General features: G+C 35.5%; 14 protein-coding genes. 10 read left to right on the forward strand and 4 right to left on the reverse strand.

What is annotated here, in order from left to right; translation table 11 throughout:
- Window positions 1-5: 5 nt before the first annotated feature.
- Both ACMA47_RS13305 and ACMA47_RS13310 read left to right on the forward strand, forming a co-directional pair.
- Entirely contained in the window at window positions 6-1073 is a 1068-nt protein-coding gene (locus ACMA47_RS13305) for a HEAT repeat domain-containing protein (protein WP_413930151.1), read from the forward strand.
- Window positions 1067-4504, forward strand: a complete 3438-nt coding sequence (locus tag ACMA47_RS13310) for a sulfatase-like hydrolase/transferase (RefSeq protein ID WP_413930152.1) — start codon at window positions 1067-1069, stop codon at window positions 4502-4504. The genes ACMA47_RS13305 and ACMA47_RS13310 overlap by 7 nt, the downstream gene beginning before the upstream one ends.
- Here the strand turns inward: ACMA47_RS13310 and ACMA47_RS13315 are convergent.
- Together ACMA47_RS13315 and ACMA47_RS13320 are read right to left on the reverse strand one after the other, a co-directional pair.
- Window positions 4501-5736: a YaiO family outer membrane beta-barrel protein gene (locus tag ACMA47_RS13315; RefSeq protein ID WP_413930153.1), complete on the reverse strand. Its 1236-nt coding sequence runs from the start codon at window positions 5734-5736 to the stop codon at window positions 4501-4503. The genes ACMA47_RS13310 and ACMA47_RS13315 overlap by 4 nt on opposite strands.
- 277 nt (window positions 5737-6013) lie before the next feature.
- On the reverse strand, window positions 6014-6802 hold the full coding sequence (locus ACMA47_RS13320) for an XRE family transcriptional regulator (protein ID WP_413930154.1): 789 nt from the start codon (window positions 6800-6802) through the stop codon (window positions 6014-6016).
- Window positions 6803-7251: 449 nt separating this feature from the next.
- Between ACMA47_RS13320 and ACMA47_RS13325 the strand changes: the two genes are divergently transcribed.
- From ACMA47_RS13325 to ACMA47_RS13350, 6 genes are all read left to right on the forward strand, one after another.
- Window positions 7252-7536, forward strand: coding sequence for a bacteriocin-like protein (locus ACMA47_RS13325; RefSeq protein ID WP_413930155.1), 285 nt, complete (start codon window positions 7252-7254; stop codon window positions 7534-7536).
- A gap of 211 nt (window positions 7537-7747) precedes the next feature.
- On the forward strand, window positions 7748-10132 hold the full coding sequence (locus ACMA47_RS13330) for a TonB-dependent receptor (RefSeq protein WP_413930156.1): 2385 nt from the start codon (window positions 7748-7750) through the stop codon (window positions 10130-10132).
- A gap of 272 nt (window positions 10133-10404) precedes the next feature.
- Window positions 10405-11898: a BspA family leucine-rich repeat surface protein gene (locus ACMA47_RS13335; protein ID WP_413930157.1), complete on the forward strand. Its 1494-nt coding sequence runs from the start codon at window positions 10405-10407 to the stop codon at window positions 11896-11898.
- Window positions 11899-12056: 158 nt separating this feature from the next.
- Window positions 12057-13214: an alpha/beta hydrolase-fold protein gene (locus ACMA47_RS13340; RefSeq protein WP_413930158.1), complete on the forward strand. Its 1158-nt coding sequence runs from the start codon at window positions 12057-12059 to the stop codon at window positions 13212-13214.
- Between the two features lie 78 nt (window positions 13215-13292).
- Complete coding sequence (locus tag ACMA47_RS13345; protein ID WP_413930159.1) at window positions 13293-14285, forward strand: phosphotransferase; 993 nt, start codon at window positions 13293-13295, stop codon at window positions 14283-14285.
- 92 nt (window positions 14286-14377) lie between these two features.
- A complete protein-coding gene (locus ACMA47_RS13350) occupies window positions 14378-15616 on the forward strand; it encodes a hypothetical protein (protein WP_413930160.1) in 1239 nt (412 codons plus the stop codon).
- A gap of 64 nt (window positions 15617-15680) precedes the next feature.
- Here the strand turns inward: ACMA47_RS13350 and ACMA47_RS13355 are convergent, their stop codons facing one another.
- Together ACMA47_RS13355 and ACMA47_RS13360 are read right to left on the reverse strand one after the other, a co-directional pair.
- Window positions 15681-16088: a GNAT family N-acetyltransferase gene (locus ACMA47_RS13355; RefSeq protein WP_413930161.1), complete on the reverse strand. Its 408-nt coding sequence runs from the start codon at window positions 16086-16088 to the stop codon at window positions 15681-15683.
- Between the two features lie 23 nt (window positions 16089-16111).
- On the reverse strand, window positions 16112-16447 hold the full coding sequence (locus ACMA47_RS13360) for an antibiotic biosynthesis monooxygenase family protein (RefSeq protein ID WP_413930162.1): 336 nt from the start codon (window positions 16445-16447) through the stop codon (window positions 16112-16114).
- Window positions 16448-16540: 93 nt separating this feature from the next.
- Between ACMA47_RS13360 and ACMA47_RS13365 the strand changes: the two genes are divergently transcribed.
- Together ACMA47_RS13365 and ACMA47_RS13370 are read left to right on the forward strand one after the other, a co-directional pair.
- Window positions 16541-17998 carry a PLP-dependent aminotransferase family protein gene (locus ACMA47_RS13365; RefSeq protein WP_413930163.1) on the forward strand — a complete coding sequence of 486 codons (1458 nt, stop codon included), beginning with the start codon at window positions 16541-16543 and terminating at the stop codon, window positions 17996-17998.
- A 151-nt stretch (window positions 17999-18149) separates the two neighbouring features.
- On the forward strand, window positions 18150-19103 hold the full coding sequence (locus tag ACMA47_RS13370) for a DUF6624 domain-containing protein (RefSeq protein WP_413930164.1): 954 nt from the start codon (window positions 18150-18152) through the stop codon (window positions 19101-19103).
- Window positions 19104-19524 lie beyond the last annotated feature (421 nt).

The raw sequence follows: 19524 nt of genomic DNA on the forward strand, positions 1-19524 counted from the left end.
CAACCATGTTTCTCACCACTTCTGTGCATTTTCTTTTTCTTGTTTTTCTGGGAATGCTATCTTTAGTACTCTTACTGATTATTGCTGTACTGATTTACAGCTTTTATCAGTACAGAGAATCTGTTCAGGCCTTCAGATGGTCTGAAGTGATCAATAAAAAAATCTCAGAAGTGATTGTATATGGCGAAGAAGAAATGCCTGCAGACACTACCTTTTCAGTAGCTTCCGGCAGTCCTTCATTCAGAAATCTGTTCCTTCAGAAACTGGCAGAATCCGAGAAAAAATTTTCCGGAGCTGCACAAAATAAACTCAAAGACTTATTCCGGGAATATGGCCTTCAGGAAGAAGCATTGAAAAAGCTGAATCAAAAGAAAGAACATATCATTGCAGGAGGAATACAGGAACTTACAGCGATGCACGTGGAAGAAGCATTGCCCAAAATTTCCACATTTTTAAACCATCCTTCATCTCAGGTGTATCAGGAGGCGCAGTATGCAATGGTTAACTTTAAAGGATTCGAAGGTCTTCATTTTCTGAACAGCATTTCCTACAGAATATCAGAATGGCAGCAGCTTCGTTTGCTTATTTCGATCACCCAAATTCCAGAAAATTCAGGGGACAGTATTAAAAACTGGATGGAAAGTTCTAATGAATCCGTAGTCATTTTCACCCTTAAACTCTTAAGGAAATTTCAGATATTATCACTCTATTCTACAGTAATTAATCTCCTGGATCATCCTTCTGTTGACGTACGAATTCAGACCGTACAAACTTTATTATCACTGGAAAATTCTTCCACCATTGCTCATCTTATGGAAACCTATCCACATCAGCCGGTTGAAGTACAGAAAGAGATTCTGAAAGTCATGAAAAAGTCAAAAGATCAATGCAGTACAGATTTTCTTAAAGATCAATTATTAAATAACACAGACTCTGGAATAAAAGTGCATGCAGCAGAAGCTTTATGTGCTTTGGAGCAACAGGAATATCTGGCAGAAATATCTAAAAAAGAAACCTCTTCAGAAGAACTCATTCAAATTATTAAATACGCATTACAGGAAAAAGTATGTTAGAATTCTCACACATCATCTATGAAGTTGTTATTTGGCTGTTTTTGGTTTACGGAACAGCAGTAACCCTTATCTATGGCTGGATAGGAATTTATGCGTTGGGTGCTGTATTGCGTTATAAAAAAGAAAATACATTCACAGACTACAGCATCATTGCGGCCAATCCCAATGCTCCGGTATTCAGCGTTATTGCTCCGGCCTATAATGAAGGGATGACCATTGTGGAAAATGTACGTTCTCTCTTATCTCTTTACTATCATAATCTTGAAATTATCATTGTAAATGACGGAAGCAAGGATGATTCCATTCAAAAGCTGATCGAAGCTTACGAACTTGAATCTGTAGCTTATTTTATTCAGGGGAAAATAGAAACCAATGCGGTAAGAGGAGTGTATAAAAGTAAAAATCCGGCCTTCAAAAAACTGATTGTTGTTGATAAAGAAAACGGAGGAAAGGCGGATGCTTTGAATGTTGGCGTTAATATTTCTTCCGGTGAATATCTGGTCTGCATTGATGTAGACTGTATTCTGGAACAGGATTCGATTTTAAAGCTCGCAAAACCAATGTTGGAGCAGACTGATAAAAAGTTCATTGCCTGCGGTGGAGTGATTCGTCTGGCCAACAATTGTGTTATTGAAAACGGAAAAGTAGTAAGTGTCAATATGCCGAAATCTCTTCTGGGAAGAACACAGGCATTGGAATATATCCGGGCTTTTGTCCTTGGACGTATGGCATGGTCCAGAGCATCAGGATTGATTTTGATCTCCGGAGCTTTCGGAGTCTTTGACCGAAAAATTGTACTGGCGTGCGGTGGTTATGATAAAAATACAGTGGGAGAGGACATGGAGCTGGTGGTAAGAATGAGAAAGTACATGGAGGAAAAAAATGAGCCTTACGAAGTACTTACTATTCCGGATCCTCTATGCTGGACAGAAGTTCCCGAATCCAAAGACATTCTTAGAAAACAACGAAACAGATGGATGCGCGGTACCATGGAAACCCTGTGGAAACACAGAAAGATGATGTTCAATCCGAAGTATAAAAAACTGGGAATGGTAAGCCTTCCTTATTGGTTCTTCTTTGAATTTCTCGGTCCGCTCATCGAATTTTCAGGATATATTATCTTTATCATCTTTTTATTGCTGGGGATTATCAACTGGCCGTTCTTTATCGTTCTGTTCGCCCTCGTGATTTCAATGGGATTCTTATATTCCATCTATGCGATACTGGTGGATCTCGTAAGCCATCAGGTCTATACCAAAAGAAAAGACTTTTTTAGATTAATTTTCACAGCTTTTTCCGAACCTTTTTATTTTCATCCCATTGTGGTAAAAGCAGGAGTTAACGGATTTATAGATTATTTCAAAAAATCTCATGGCTGGGGTGAAATGACAAGGCAAGGTTTCAATCAAAGCACACAGCATTTACCACTGAAAGAAAGAATATATGCTATTCTTCAGGTAGGACTCAAAAAATGGGGAATGCTCGCCTTGGTTTTCTTTGCTTTATTTTTAATAGGAGTAACCGCAGAATCTCTATGGTACAAATATACCTTTCCAAAATTTGAAACTTCAGCCATTATTGGCCGTCTTTTCTTTGAAAACATTTTATTTGCACTACAACTAACATTCTGTGTCGGAGTTGTATATCTGATTATTAATTTTATAAAAGAAGGCTGGGCAAGAATCCTGGGAATGCTAACCCTGGTTGTTGTAGCCGTTACACAGTATATCTTATTCCTATATTTTTCTGAAAGCCGTAACGTATTGGGTGCAGATCTTTTATACTACAGCAAAGAAGAGATGAAGCAGATTTTGCAGGCAAGCGGAATGCTCAACTTCAAAAACTTTGCATTACTGGGAATTTTGATAACAGCATCTCTTGTTCCTTTATGGATTGCCGGTAGGACAGCTTTAAAATCAATCTATCCGGGAATGATACTATTGATTTTCGGATTAGCGGCATTCTTTATTCCTTCTAATTTAGTAGGAGCAAAGGTTTTGAATTCTGAGAGTGAGTTTAATCAAAATGCAGCAAAAAGTAAATGGGCTTACTTCTTTAAATCCAATGAAGACAATTTTATCAGCGACCATCCGGAACTCACCGAATTGTTGAGCGATAATGAAGATTTTATTGCCAATGCAGAAATGATCGATAAAAACTTTCCGTTCTGGAGAAAAGAAAACACCCCGGATTTCTTAGGATCTTATATGAACAAATCTGAGAAAGTTCCTAATCTTGTTTTTCTTGTTATGGAGGGCTTCGGACATGCGTATACATCTCCGAAAGGATATATCGGCAACTTCACTCCTTATCTTGATTCTTTATCCAATAAAGGGTTGTATTGGGAAAACAGTTTAAGCTCGGCAGGAAGAACATTCGGAGCATTACCATCATTGACCGGGTCTCTTCCTTTTGGAAAAAACGGTTTCCTTGAAATAGAAAAAACACCGGAGAATTTCAATCTCTATAATATCCTTAAAGCAAACGGATTTGAAACAGGATTTTATTATGGAGGTCATGTATCATTTGACCGCTACCGCGAATTCCTGGACTACAGTGGAGTAGATCATATTGTAGACGAAGCCTCATTCAGCAGTCCTTACCGTAAACTTCCAGCCAACAACGGGGAGAGCTGGGGATATGAAGATCAGGCTGTTTTAAGCAAAATGCAACAGCAGCAGAAACCACAGGATCAGCCGTATTTCAATATGATACTTACGCTTTCAACCCATAATCCTTTTTTAATCAACAATAAGGATTATTATGAAAAGTTGTACAACCAAAGGCTTAACTCAGGGATTTTAACCAAAGAACAGGAAAAATGGGCAGCCGCTCACAAAAATCAGCTCATCTCCGTCTTGAATGCTGATGATGCTATGAAAGGCTTCTTTGAAAATTACAGCAAACGTCCGGATTTCAAAAACACAATTTTTGTCATTACAGGAGATCACAGTATGCCTGAAATTACCTTAGAATCTAAAATTGACAGGTTCCATGTGCCTTTATTAATCTATTCACCTTTATTAAAAGAATCCAAGCGTTTTCACAAAACAGTAAGTCATTTTGATATTGCACCTTCTATTTTAGCATACTACAGAAATAATTATAAAATCCATACCCCTTCTACAGTAACGTGGGTGGGAAGAGGCTTCTCCGCAGATTCTGAAATCAGCAAGGCCGGAATTCCTATGATGCAGAGTAAAAACCAGCTTATAGATTTTGTTTCTGAAAAATATTATATCCATGACGGACAGCTTTTCACGCTTAAAGACATGGAAGAAGATGCTTCCAATGACGCTGCAGCCATTAGTAAAATCAACGGCAGGTTCAATCAGTATAAAAGCATGAATGCTAAGTTTTATTCCACGAAAAAACTGATGCCGGATTCGGTAATGGTCAACTTTAAGAAAAAAACAAAATCAAAGTTTTAAAACTTTCGGGTATAGCCTAAAGTAATATCAAACTGATTTCCTTTCTCACCCGGACGAAATTCCTGGTTATAATACATTGTTCCTATAGAAAAAAGATTGACGGAGCGGTAAGAAAAATTATACTCAGCACCTATTTTAAAGGTTTTAAGCTTAAAGGTCTCATTTTCCAGAAGGTTATTTCGGTATTCTTCCGGGCTTATTCCTGTTCCGATCTGGAAGGCAAAATAGTCCTGAGCTCCTTTTGTATAGTATCGTACCGTTCCTGTATAAGAATGTGAAATGTTTTTGCTGTCAGGAGTAATATAAGTACGCAGGTTGAACCAGAAATTTTTATAGTATTTTCCTACAGCAGCAGTATACATCCAGATGCTGTTGCTGAAATGAAGCTGACGGTAGCCCAGTTCTGCCTCAAAACTGTGAGGAAGATTGGCGTTCAGGGAAACTCCGGTACGGTATTTCGGAAACAGACCTACATCATCAGAATATCCTCCGCCAACGTACAGGTAAAACATTTTGGAAAGTCTTGGATACGCTTCCAACTCAATCTGTGTACCCCCTTGTGCAAACTTGTTCGCATAATTTCCACGAAGGATCACAGAACCAATAGGTGTGATTCTCTTATAACTTACTCCCACAATATGCCAGTCATCATCAAATTGTTTGTCAAAATGAGAATAATTGTAAATAATTCCAATAGCATTTTTAGAAGACAGATCCTTGATTCTTACAGCAAGAGCCCTTGCTTCCGTATTTTTGGGATTAATCGATAATAGAGTGGTTACTGCTTTATCAGCTTCCTCATAATTATCCATTCCAAAATATACTTTAGCCTTAAGTAGCAGCAATGCTTCTGATTTAGAATGATAAGAAAGTCCTTTATCTATAATTTCGATAGCTTTTGTATTCTGATCATTCCAGTATTCCAATGAAGCATACGCCAGAAAATAGTCTTCATCCTGAACCTCTCTTTTTCCGAGATCTTCAAATACTGCTCTTGCTGCAGCCAGATCTTTGTTCCAGGTATATAACCTTCCCAGAAAAACGGAAATATCAGTATAATTGGGAGCTTTTTCCAATGCCTCTTTTGCCAGGGCAATAGATGTAACATAGTCTTTCTGTTCAAAAGCAGTGGTACGGGCTTTAACAAATAATTCATCAGCAGTAAGGTTCTGCTGGCTGTATAGGGTAATTGGAAAAAGTAATGCTAATAAAAAGGTCGGATATCTTTTCATCGAAGTTTATTATTAATGAGCTACATCTGGTATCACAAATATATTGAACTTTTATCTCTCAAACCAGAGATTATTCATTAAAACTTATTTTTTTAAGATTATTATTCCACAAAACATCAAATAATAGATATTTATGATGAAATAATTGTTGCCGTAATTAAAAAGAATTGATTTTTTTTAATATCACATCAAATGCTGTTAGAAAAAGATGTCATATCAACAAATACTCCCGGCTGTATAACCGGGAGTAGATATTATAATATAAGTATTTTACATCTTAAGATTGCTTACGGCGACGTCCGGAAACCTTTTTGTCAAGATCTCTGATATCCTGTCTCAGTTCACGGAACATTTCTTTAAAATTGTAGCTTTCATAATCGCCCGGTTCAAAATCTTCAGGGAAAATTCCTGAAGCGTACTGCCAGATTTCCACTACTTCTTCAAAAGGAATATCATAAGGCTCATAAAAAGAATTGTCAGCACTTACTGAGATTGCATTTTCTTTTCTTTCTTTAAAACGTTTATAGGTAATTCCATCATTTAAGGTAACAAAAACATACGTTTTGCCTTGTTTCAACTCATTGATTCCTTCTACATATTTTCCTACAATATAAGACCCGTTTCTGAACGGAGGCATAGAATCCCCATCTGCAGGGAAAGCTCTGTATTTTCCATTGGTAAGAAAAGGAAGAGCAATACGCTGAAGACTTTCGATGTAGTCTATATCGCTATAACCTTCCAGATAACCCATGGAAGCTTTCTGAGGAATAATTTCTATCGTATCATTTCCATGAGTATCTACCGCAACCGGAAGAACAATTCTGTTGTCCGGAAGCTTCAGCATTTCATCTATCGGATGCTTCTCAATATCTACAGACAGCATAAGGTCAATACTTACATGAAAATATTTTGAGATTTTTACCAACAGCTCGATAGGAGGTTCAGAAATTCCGTTTTCATATTTTGAATACCGAACTCTTGAAATCAATAATTCATCGGCTACATTTTGTTGGGAGAGCTTTCTCCTGGCTCTTAAAAAGCGTATATTATTTGAAAAAACTGACATTGATATAAGTATGTCAGCAAAAATACAAAATTTGATTCCGTTATCAATGAGCAGAATGGTTTTTACTACAAGAAGAACACAAATTTTATCTTCCTTTTCTCTTTTTTTCAAAAATCAATCCATCTGAGGACTTCAAATGATCAATTTCCACCTTACCAGAAGTCTGTTTATAGGCAAATTACAGAGGTTTCATAGGTGTTGAAAAATAAATACCAATAAAGAGCATTTAATGCAAAAATAATAACTCTAAATTCCACAAATTGAGTTATTATTTTTAACTTTTAGAAAATCAATCACATATAAGTGATAATCATATTTTTATTAAAATACACTTATATTAATGAAATATTAAATAATAAAAACATATAATTAATTTATTGAAAATAATTTGCAATTGTAAAGTTATTATTCATATATTCGTGATGTAATAATCATATAAAATTATAGTTATGAAAAACTTAAAAAAATTGGACAGAAACGAATTAAAAGCTATTTCAGGTAACGGATTACTAGATCCAATCGGCGGTCTTCTAGGTGGACTAGGAGGTGTAGTTGGTGGAGTAGTAGGCGGTGTAGGTACTATCGTTGGAGGTGTTGTTTCTGGCGTAGGATCTACAGTAGGTGGAGTAGTAGGCGGTGTAAGCACTGTTGTAACTAACGCTTTATGCCAAACACAATGTGTTGTTAATGGTGTAATCCACATCAAATTACTTGAGTGCGGTTCTACTTGCTAATCAGCAAGCAAATTCACAGTAAAAAATCAGACCGCTCTTTTTAGAGCGGTTTTTTTATATCCTTACAGACCGAAGAAATCTCTTATAGAATATTTATTCTCAGACACTTAAATCCATTTAGTAATCTTTTCAATAAAAAATCAATAAAGCAACAATGTTGCATTAATAAATTTAATTTTCTAGCTTTGCCGGATCATTAAAGTATATGCACATGAAAAGGACTGTTTATTTTTTGGTGGGTGGCACACTTATGTATTCACCATCCATTCTGAAAGCTCAGAAAATTACCCCTGAAAAAAAGATTGTAAAGGACATAGAGTCTGTACAAGTACAGGGAAAAACTAATTATAACACTGTAAATATTTCAAGAAAAAAGCTGGATTTTATTCAATCCAATACATTGGGAGAAACATTGAGTAAAATTCCCGGAATTCAAAATTCTGGATACGGACCGAATTCCGGAGCTCCCGTGATCAGAAGTCTAAGTGGAAACCGTGTAAAAATTCTGGAAAACGGAACAGCAGTGAATGATCTTTCCGGGATAAGTCCTGATTTTAATACGGATATAGAAATGAACAATGTTCAGAGTATCACCGTTTATAAGAACTCAGCATCAGTTTTATATGGAGGAAAAGCTATTGGAGGAGCCATAGATATTGAAACAGATTATATCGCCAGACAATTGCCGGATAAAAAGATCAATGTAAAAGGTCTTCTTGAAGGGGGAAGCAACAGTGGACAAAAACAGGCTTTTTCAGCGAAAGGAGTCATTGCTAAAAACTGGGTCTGGACGGTAGGAGCATCCAATCAGAAACAGGAAATGGTCAGAATTCCTGGAAAATCCAAAGACAGCAGGTGCTATGATCCGAACCTTGTTGGTTTCAACAGTATCTTACAGTCGTTGTGCCAGATCGATGTAAATTCGAGACGTGTACTCAACAAGAGTCTTTTCCCATACATCAGCCAGTTTGCCAAGGATCATATGATTGAATATGAACTCTCTGAGGATGATCTTTACACCTTCAGTTCTACGTATTACAATCCTGCTGACGGAAAACATTATCCCAATCCAAAAAATGATCTGTATGTTCCTGGTCAGGATGCCGTGAACGACCGTTATAAAAGTGAAGTAAACGGAATCAAGGATTATGTGGAAACAAAAGATGGAGTGATACCCAACAGTCATTCAGAGAGCAACTCATTTTATGTAGGCACCAGTTATATTGGAAAATCATTGTATGTGGGAGGAGCTTATCAGAATTCTTATTCCTATTTTGGAGTTCCCGGGTATGCAATCCCTAAAATACCCAAACATAGCCATGGAAAACCACAGCCCAAAATAGAATATAGTCCCATTAATATCAGAAGCTTATCTCATAAAGCCATGTTTGAATCCGGTTACAAGTTTACCCATTCTCCAATTTCAAGCATCAAACTGAATTATATGGGCGTATTTTCAAAAAACGCAGAACTTCTTGATCGTTACCGTGCCAATCAGTTTGCTGTAAACCAGCACAATGGCCGTCTGGAAATCACACAGCAGAAATTGAAATTTCTTACCGGAACTACGGGTCTTGAAGTACAATACAGAGATATGGAAGGTACTGGTGGTCAAAGATATTTACCTAATAATATCAGTAGAGAAATAGGAATTTTTACGATGCAGCATCTTGATTTTAATATCATTCAGTTTGATCTTGGGTATAGAAACGATCATGTACAACGTAGAGCGGAAGCTGATAGTAAGTATGTCAGAAGCCGTGGACTTTCCGGCGGAAAACTCAGCGACAGAGATTTCACCCTTCATCAATTTCACAGTTCTGCTCAATGGAATATCTTTAAAAAAGGCTATCTGAAAGTACAGTATAACCATTCAGAAAGAGCACCGGAAGTGAATGAGCTTTATTCAGGAAACAATCATTTTGCGATCCTGACAGAAGAAAATGGCGATGACAAGCTGGATAAGGAAACTGCCAACACCATTGAAATCGGGGCTGGACTTAATCTGAAAAACCTAAGAGTATCCGCCAACTGGTACAATACTTCTTATAAAAATTATATTTACCTTGCCCACACCGGGATTTCCAGAGAAATTTTTCTGGTAAAAGAATGGCGTTCTGATGATACTGAAATCAATGGAATTGAAGCTGAAGCTGCTTATAAAGCAGATCTTGGAAAAATAGGAAAGTGGGAGATAGGCGGATATTATGATCTGGTAAGAAACATAAGCGTTGCCGACAGCTCCATAAGAAAATGGAGTGATGGGGATTATATGCCCAATATGCCAACAAGCCGTTTTGGATTCTCTCTGGAAGGAAATGTACAGAACTTCAATATGAATGTAAGTTTAGACCACTATTTAAAACAAAAATATTTAGGAAAGAATATCAATCCTGAGCTTCCTATGCCGGCATTCTCATTACTAAATGTACGTTTGGCCTATAAAGACAACAGTTTAGGCATAGGTGATCTGGAGTATTATATTATAGGAAATAATCTGCTGAACACCGAGGCAAGGCTTCAGAACTCTCAGTTAAAGTTTCTCAGCCCGCTTCCAGGAATTAATATTTCAGCCGGCGTGAAAATTACAATATAAATCAATCTCATTTCTGCAGTTATTATGAATTAATAGCTGCAGATTTTTTTTAGGTTATCTATTCAGAATCCATCTTAGAATGGGTGGTTTTTACCCTGTTTATTTACACAAAAATTAATCAAAAAAAACTAAAAAAAAGAGGTTATAACTTTTAATACGACGAGTTCTGTCGCTGTGCGTAAGTACCTTTGTATTAGAGATAAGATAAAGAATCCCGGGAAATTAATTGTCTTATTAAACCAATTTTAACCTAACAAAACCTCTTTTAATTTATGTGTAAAAAACAACTAATAATCATTTTTCTTCTTTTATTTTGCATTTCCTATGCGCAGAATGAATTTACTACCATCTGGAAACCCAATGCAAATGGCATTATCGATCATTCCATAAGGTTCGGTGGCACAGGAACCGATTACACCATTCACTGGGAAGAAGTAGGATATCCTGAGCATAACGGAATGTTTGATTATGTAACCTCTAGCAGCAATGAACCTCTACTCATATATTTTGGGCCATCATTCCATCCAGATCCTCTGCAGGCCACTTACGAATTAAAAGTATCCAGCGGTAACGGATCATTTTATGGGTTCAGGGCCAATACCGACATCATGCCTCCAGGTGGAAATCAGGAACTCATAGAGCTCAGCCAGTGGGGAAATACGACATGGCTTCAGCAATTCGACAGAGCATTCGCCAACTGTCCCAATCTTAACGTAACAGCTGCAGATACTCCAGATATGACACAGATAACCAGTTTATCACAAATGTTCCTTAACTGTTCATCTTTGACAGGCCATACTTCATTTTCTTACTGGAATCCATACCATATTACGGACATGAGCGGTATGTTCAGCGGAGCAACGCTGTTTAATCAGAATATTGGAAACTGGGATACCTCAAAAGTAACCAATTTCAGCAGCATGTTTTCTTCTGCCTCTTCTTTCAATCAGGATATTTCTGCCTGGAACACAATATCCGGAACTGATTTCTCCTCCATGTTTGCAGATGCCACAGCTTTCAACCAGCCATTAAATTCATGGAATACAGAAAATGCTACTAATTTCCGCTATACATTCTATAATGCAAAAGCATTTAATCAGCCGCTTGATAACTGGAATACAGGTAAAGTAACAGATTTTGAGCATATGTTTGAAAATGCAGTATCATTCAATCAGCCCATCGGAAACTGGGATGTAAGTAAGATTGATTATTTCGCCGGATTTAATATGTTTGCAGGTGCTTCGCATTTTGACCAGGATATTTCTTCATGGAATATCAAGCTTCAGAACTTCAGCTGGAATTCAATCTATTTTGGATTTAAAAAAGTTGGCTTATCATGTACGAATTACAGCAATTTTCTCATCGCTCTGAATAATAATCCTACATGGGCGAACTCAACAATAACATCCGGAACTATAGATGCAACAGGATTGGTTTATTCTACACCGCAAGCGATGCTGGCGAGAGCCCAACTGATCAACAAAGGGTTTAATATTACTGGAGATTCCTATATTTCCGGCTGTTTTCTGTCAACAAGAGAAGTTTCCCCAAAAACGAAAACTTCCGCGTATCCTAATCCAACGACAGGAGTGATCAACGTGGAATCCTCAGTAGACGAAAATGTTTATTTATATGATAATAATGGTAACCTCATTAAAAATATATTATTTAGAAAAGGGAAAAATACCATCGATCTTACTGAATATCCTTCAGGAGACTATATCTTTAAAGGTGATACTTTTTTCAATAAAATCACCAAACAATAGTAGAACAGCCGAAAGGTTAGCTATTTAAATTTAGCTCCAAAGTCATTGTACTTTGGAGCTTTTTATGGGTAAAATCGAAAAAACATTATCATCATTGCAAATTTTATATAAACACAATCCGTACATTTGAGTCTTAACTGATATTTACACCAATTGCCATGATAAAAAAGTATTTACTCTTTCTTTTAATTTTCACTTCAGCAACTTCTTCAATGCTTGCCCAGAACTATGAAAGATATAAAATACTAAAAGACACAACATTAAAATCAACAAGTCTGGGATTTGAGAAAAAAATTTCTGTAATGGTTCCCATAGAATGGCAAAAGAAATCCGGGAATAAATTCCCATTAATCATTGTATTTGATAGGCAAAATAAAAGAAGTAATCATTATATTCTCAATACAATTGACTATTTAACAAGTAATGAACAGATTCCTTCCTCTATCATAATAAGCGTTGAATCAGAACAAAGATACCGCTATCTTGAAACACAATATAAAATTTCGGATCCCAACGGCCTTGCACTGGAGAATGAAAAATTTATATTTGAACAACTCATCCCATTAGCTGAAAGAGCGTACAAAGCCTCTGCTTTTAGAGTGTTAATCGGTCATTCCAGATATGGATATTTTACAACCTCATTATTGAATTCCAGAATAAATGACTTGAATGCAATTATCTCTATGAGTCCGTTTTTTACTCAGAAAAATGTGGACTTAACAGATTCTATAAGCCAGTTCAATAAGCGCTCTTTTCATACAAAAAAATATTATCGCTATGGAATCGGAAACGATTATCCTGAAGATTTCATGAAGATGGATTCCATCATTAAGAAAATTAACAATCCCTTTCTGGATATGAAAGGATATGAGTTTAAAAAAGCAGATCATAATGCAACGCCAGGTTTACTTATTAATACAGCTCTTTACGAGATATTTGAAGATTGGTCTGCCATTCAGTCGAAATATATTTCCAATAAACAAACAGATTTAAGCATTAAATCATCATTGGATAAAGAAATACGATCCAATTACGGTGTTAATCTAAATTTTTCATTAGGTATTTTAAATGGAAAAGGATGGGCATTTTATAATGAAAAGCAATATGACAAAGCTATTCAGGCCTGGAAAATCCTCATAGATTCTTATCCAAATTTTTCAGAGGCTTATTTAAATATTATAAAGGCTAAAATCTTACTAAAACAGGATTACTCTGCAACTGTCAAAGAATTCAATATTTCATTAGCAAACTCTGAATTTTATAAAGAAAAGGAAAAGAAGGATTTAGAAGTTGAATTGCAGGAAATAGTTAAATAAATGGATGTAATACGTGTAAAATCGAAAAATGTTAACGAAATTGCACAAACTATATAACCAGCTACGAACGAGAATTACATGACAGAGAAATTTCCGACAATAAACAGCACACTTTCACCTGATAAACTTGGTCGACTTATTCAAGAAAAATATGGACTAACCGACAAAACGGAATGCAGCATTTTCCGACTTGCGATGAACCATTTATACATCGTTCATAATGGCGAAAACAAATACGTTTTTAGAGTATACACTCATGATTGGCGAACTGAATTAGAAATTCAAGAAGAATTAAGACTTCTCAACCATCTGAAAGAAGCAGACCGACAAGTTGCTTTTCCCATAGCAGATCAATCCAACAAGTTTATCCAGGAAATTGAAGCTCCGGAAGGAACAAGATTCGGCGTTTTATTTTCATATGCTAAAGGTATAAAGACAGCAAAATTCTCACCCGAAACCAGCTTTCTGATTGGGCAGGCATTAGCTAAAGTTCATCAATCAACAGAAAATGTCGAACTGATGAGAATGTCATACAATGCTCAAAACCTTCTCAAGAACCCAGTTATAAGCACAAAAAAATTCTATAGTAAAAACACTACCGAAATTGAATTTTTAGAAAACCTTTCCGATTTTTTAACGCTAAAGTTTGAAAATGCAGACCAACAGAACATGAGATATGGAGCGGTTCATCTTGATGTGTGGTTTGATAATTTACACATTGATAACGAAGAAGAAATCACATTTTTTGACTTTGATTTTTGTGGGAACGGTTATTTATGCTTTGATATTTCTTATTTTCTATTTCAGTTATTTACAACCCATTTGAACCAAGAAGAGTATGAGGCAAAAGCAGATCATTTCATAAGAGGCTATGAAACTGTCACTAAAATTAATGATGAAGAAAAAAAGTTTTTACCGTACGCATGTCTGGCTATTATGAACTATTATATAAGTGTTCAGTGCGACAGATTTGAATATTGGACCAATATTTTCCTGAATGAAGATCATTTAAAAAGAATGGTGGGGAATCTCAAACAATGGATTGCTTATCATAAAATTGAGGTAAAATAATACTTTTAAATTTCAACCTACATATTTCAAAAACGATCTGAAAATTTATATGATTAATACGAGCTTTCTTATCTTAAATAAATATTATTAATATGGATACAAAACCGATCGCTTTTCCCAATCAGCGAAAGCATAATGCTGTACTACGTTTTCTGCATTTGTTTGTTATTTCTTATGTGTATCTTTTTATTTTTACTTCCCAGTTTTCACCTTTAGCAGGAATACATAAGAGTGGAGTCTTGTGGTTGTGTAAAAATGTTTTTCAGCAAACGAAGGTAGAGTATATTACAATGACTGGCAGTGGCGATACTACATTAGATTATTGGGTAGTGATTGTAAATATTGGCTTAGCGGTAGTGGCTGCACTTGTTATACTTATTGCAGATAAAAAACAACGGACATTTAAAGATCTTCATTGGTTTACGGTAGTAGTAGCACGCTATTATGTAGCTATGATAATGCTTTCTTACGGTTTTGCAAAACTACACGACGGGCAGTTTCCTCCTAATTCAATTGGCAGACTGGAAGAAAAAGTTGGAGATATGTCGCCAATGGGCATGGTATGGACTATGATGGGAGCTTCCACGGGGTATACATTTGTTTCCGGATTGTTGGAAGTTATGGGTGGACTTTTGCTTCTTTTCAGGAGAACCAAAACTTTTGGTGCGCTTTTTTCCATGACAGTGATGATCAATGTAGCTCTGTTGAATTTTTTCTATGATGTGCCGGTTAAAATATTTTCCAGTCATATTGTTTTGTTCTGCCTCTTTATTGTAAGCGGTGATGCAATGGCTTTATATCGTTTTTTTATCTTGCATCAGCCATCGCAGTTACGTTTTCAAAAAAGAACATTCGACAAAAAGTGGAAGAGTATTACCGTTATTGTATTCAAATGGCTTGTAGTATCATTTTTCATATTGAGTTCTTCATCAGCATTGTTCTATACACCTCCGGCTGTTCCAATGGAGGGTGCATATATTGTGGATAAATTTATCATAAACAACCAGGAAATACCATGCAACGATTCCATTGGCTGGAAAAAAATATTGATAAGTTCTCCAAGCCGGACAAAAGTAATATTGAACAATGACAGTACTAAAGCGTTTCAGAGTGTTATAGATACTGAAAAAAAGACACTTATGCTGCGTAAAGTGGATCAACAAGATCTCTATGCTTACCTGCATTACAATATTCAAAAAGATAGTATCATTTTTACTGGAAATAAGGGTCGTGATTCTGTAAAAATAAAAACAATAAGAAAGAAAAAGGAAGATTATCCTTTAAACAAGAGGAGTTTTCATTGGATTAATGAATATCCGTTTAACAGGTAACGGATATATACTTAAAAGAAGACATGTAATTTTAGTACATGTCTTCTTATTTTCCGGGGTATTTTTATTTCAAATCCTCCACATTGTTCAGGATATAACACTGTTCCCATTGTTTCATCCCGATTTTAGGATAATAGCCTACAGCTTTTGGTGCTGCCAGTAGAATCAATGTAGCTTTTGGAGTGTGTTCTTTTGTCAATCGGATTAATTCTTTTCCAATGCCTTTCTTTTGATAATTCTCATCTACAGCCAGATCTGAAAGATAAGTACAGAAGGCAAAATCGGTTAGTGATCTTGATATTCCAATCAATTTCCCATTATCCCGGGCTGTTGCAATAAGATTGGCATGCTGCAGCATCTGTGTAATTCTTTCCGGTTCGTTGACCGGGCGTCTTTCTCCTAATGTAGAGTTTACCAACACCTGGGTGAATTCTTCTATTCCAATTTTTTCTTCAATTTGGTACGTAATCATTTTTTATCTTTTTTACTGTTATTTTAAAAAATATTATCTGCAGGTGCTTCCTGTCTTTCAGACATTCCATAATCCCGTATGACGGAAGCGACACGCAATCTGTAATCTTCAAACACAGAATTCCGTCCTGCCTGTTGTGCTTTCCTGTGCGTGGTTCTGTTGCGCCATTCTTTTATACTCTTTTCATCTTCCCAAAAAGACAGGGAGAGGATTTTTTTTGGATCTACAAGACTTTGAAACCGTTCAATCGAAATAAATCCAGGAATCACTTCCAGCTCAGATTTTAGTGATCTCGCTATATCCAGGTATTCATCTTTTTTTCCTTCTTCAGGAACGACTTCAAATATTACCGCTATCATATTTTAATTAAAATTTATTTGATTCAGACGACAAAATTATAGGTAATTTGGACTACATTTGTATACCAGATTAAACATATAGAGTAGTCCAGAATGTTTCCGTTTGAACATATCATCAATATTGATAAAGAAAAAAAGCTTCCTGTTTACAGACAGATAGCCATCTCTATTATTAATGCGATAAGAAATGGTAATTTAAAGGCTGGAATGGCTCTTCCCGGTACCAGAGAACTTGCAAAAACACTGGGTGTGCATCGTAAGACGGTAATCGCTGCTTATGAAGAGCTCAATGCTCAGGATTGGATCTTGATTATTCCCCGAAAGCAGGTCAGAGTATCTGAACATATTCCAACTCTACAACCTCAAAAGTGGAACGCCCAAGATTCATTTGCATCCTATGAAAATAATTTTGATCTTCCGCTTCATCTATCAAAAAAAGATCCGTCACAACAAGAACTGACTGCTCTTCCTGAGGTTTTTATTGATGATGGACATCCCGATATTCGGCTTTCTCCTATAGATGAACTGTTGAAAATTTACCGCAGTTATACATCAAGAAGCTTTAGCATTAAAAAAGCAGTTGTTGGAACAACTCAAGGTACATTAAAACTAAGAGAAGAGTTATCGAGATATCTATCTTCAACAAGAGGGCTGAATATCTCCGCTGATAACCTATTGATTACCCATGGTGCCCAAATGAGCATTTATCTGTCGGCTCAATTACTTTTACAGCCAGAAGACATTATTATTGCCGGAAAACCAGGATATCCTATGGCAAACAGTGCTTTTGAAAAAACAAAGGCGTCTGTGATAGAAATTCCTGTAGACGAAAACGGGCTGGACATCAATGCTCTCGAAAAAATATGTAAAAAGAAAAAAATAACTGCTGTATACCTCATTCCTCATCATCATTATCCTACAACAGTCACTTTGAGCGTTGAAAGGAGAATGAAACTGTTGGAGCTTTCCAATCAGTATTCATTTGCTGTTATTGAGGATGATTACGATTATGATTATCATTATTCCTCTTCACCATATCTACCTTTGGCAAGTGGAGCTCATAAGGGGAATGTCATTTATATAGGGTCATTTTCAAAAATATTGGGCTCTTCCATTCGTATTGGTTTTATGGTAGCTCCTAAAAATTTCATTCAGGAAGCGGTTCTTCTGAGAAAAGCAATTGATGTAGGAGGGGATGGATATATGCAAAATGCATTAGCAGAATTGATTAAAAGTGGTGATTTGGGAAGGTATCTGAAGAAAGCCAAAAAAACTTACCATCAACGCAGAGATTACCTGAATATACTTTTGCAACAGCATCTGAGTCCTTATATCTCTTTTACTTTACCAGACGGAGGTTTGTCGGTTTGGATACAGCTCAAACATCTATACAGCGTTAATATATTGAAAACTCATTCGCAATTGAAAATCAAGCAAATAGATGAAGAAGAGAATGCTTTTCGATTAGGTTTTGCTTCAAAGAATGAGAAAGAACTTGAAGATGCCGTTTTACTTATAAAGAAAATTCTTATAAATAGGTATCCAATATGATGATTTAATTTAAAAACAAAAAAATTCGTTAATACAACGAAAAACTAGTATAATTTATTTTTTGTGATCTCTTAACAATCCAATCATCAAAATAAATTTTATATTAGTAGAATAATAACCATCTAAAATTTAAGAATTAAATACAGAAAACATGAGAAACACTATTTATACTTTGTTATTATTATTTTTATTCGTAAACGTGAATGCTCAGGAATATTCAAAATTAATAAGTGAAGCTAATCAATTATATGAATCAAAAGATTATAAAATGTCTGCAGATTTATATAATAAGGCTTTTAAAATCGAAAGCGAAAATCCCAGTCACTTATATAATGGTGCGTGTTCATCTTCTTTAGCGGGAAATACAAAACAAGCATTTCAATGGTTGAACTTATCAATAGAAAAAGGCTGGACCAATCTAAAGCACTTAAATTCTGATACTGATTTAGAAAATTTGCATTCAAAAAAAGAGTGGGGGAAAACCATTGAAAAGTTAGAGAAAAAAATAGCAGCCATAGAAGCAAATTATGACAAGCCATTGCAGGCTGAATTATTGGCAATTCTTGAAGAAGACCAGAAATATAGAATGCAAATGGGTGAAACTCAAAAAAAATTCGGCCAAAATTCTAAAGAAATGAATGACCTTTGGAAAATAGCCAATCAGAAGGACTCGATTAATTTAATAAAAGTAAAAAAAATATTAGATGAAAAAGGCTGGGTAGGTAAAGACAAAGTAGGTGCACAAGCCAATAGTGCATTATTTCTTGTTATTCAACATTCAGATCTGGAAACGCAAAAAAAATATTTACCCATGATGAAAGAAGCAGTAACAAAAGGAAATGCAAGTCCAGGTTCTTTAGCTTTGTTAATTGACAGAATAGAAATTCGGGAAGGTAGAAAACAAATCTACGGAAGCCAAATAGGAATCAATCAAAGCAATAATACTTACTATGTTTTACCTTTAACGGATCCAGACAATGTAGATAAAAGAAGAACAGAAGTTGGCTTAGATCCAATCTCTAATTATGTTAAAAATTGGAATTTAGTTTGGGACGTTGAAAAGTATAAAAGAGAATTACCCGAATTAGAAAAATTAAATAAATAAAAAAGCTGCTTACAACAGCTTTCAAAAATGTCGGATTAAGGCTTAATATAAAGATTCCTTAATCCGACATTTATTTTGTAGACTGTAAAACGAAGGAAATGATTTACCGGAAAAATTAAAAGCAACTGCAGAAGAGATTAAAACGTGGGATAGAGAGTTTATTATACTTGAAAATCTGGTGCAATAATCGAAAGTGTAAAATAATGAAATCTGACATGTTCTGTAAATCTTTGAAACCAAAATAATATTCAATTTAACATAATATAAATTATAGGACTTTTATTATAGCCTAGAAATAGAGTAACTAACCGCCTGAGAATCTCTTATTCTGTCATTTTCCTTGCCAAATATTCTTTAACCGTTTCTAAGAACTCTTGTGTGGTATAAATATATACTTCTAATCCAATGCCTGTGAATTTTT

It is taken from the genome of Chryseobacterium sp. T20, assembly GCF_047345655.1.
GTDB lineage: Bacteria > Bacteroidota > Bacteroidia > Flavobacteriales > Weeksellaceae > Chryseobacterium.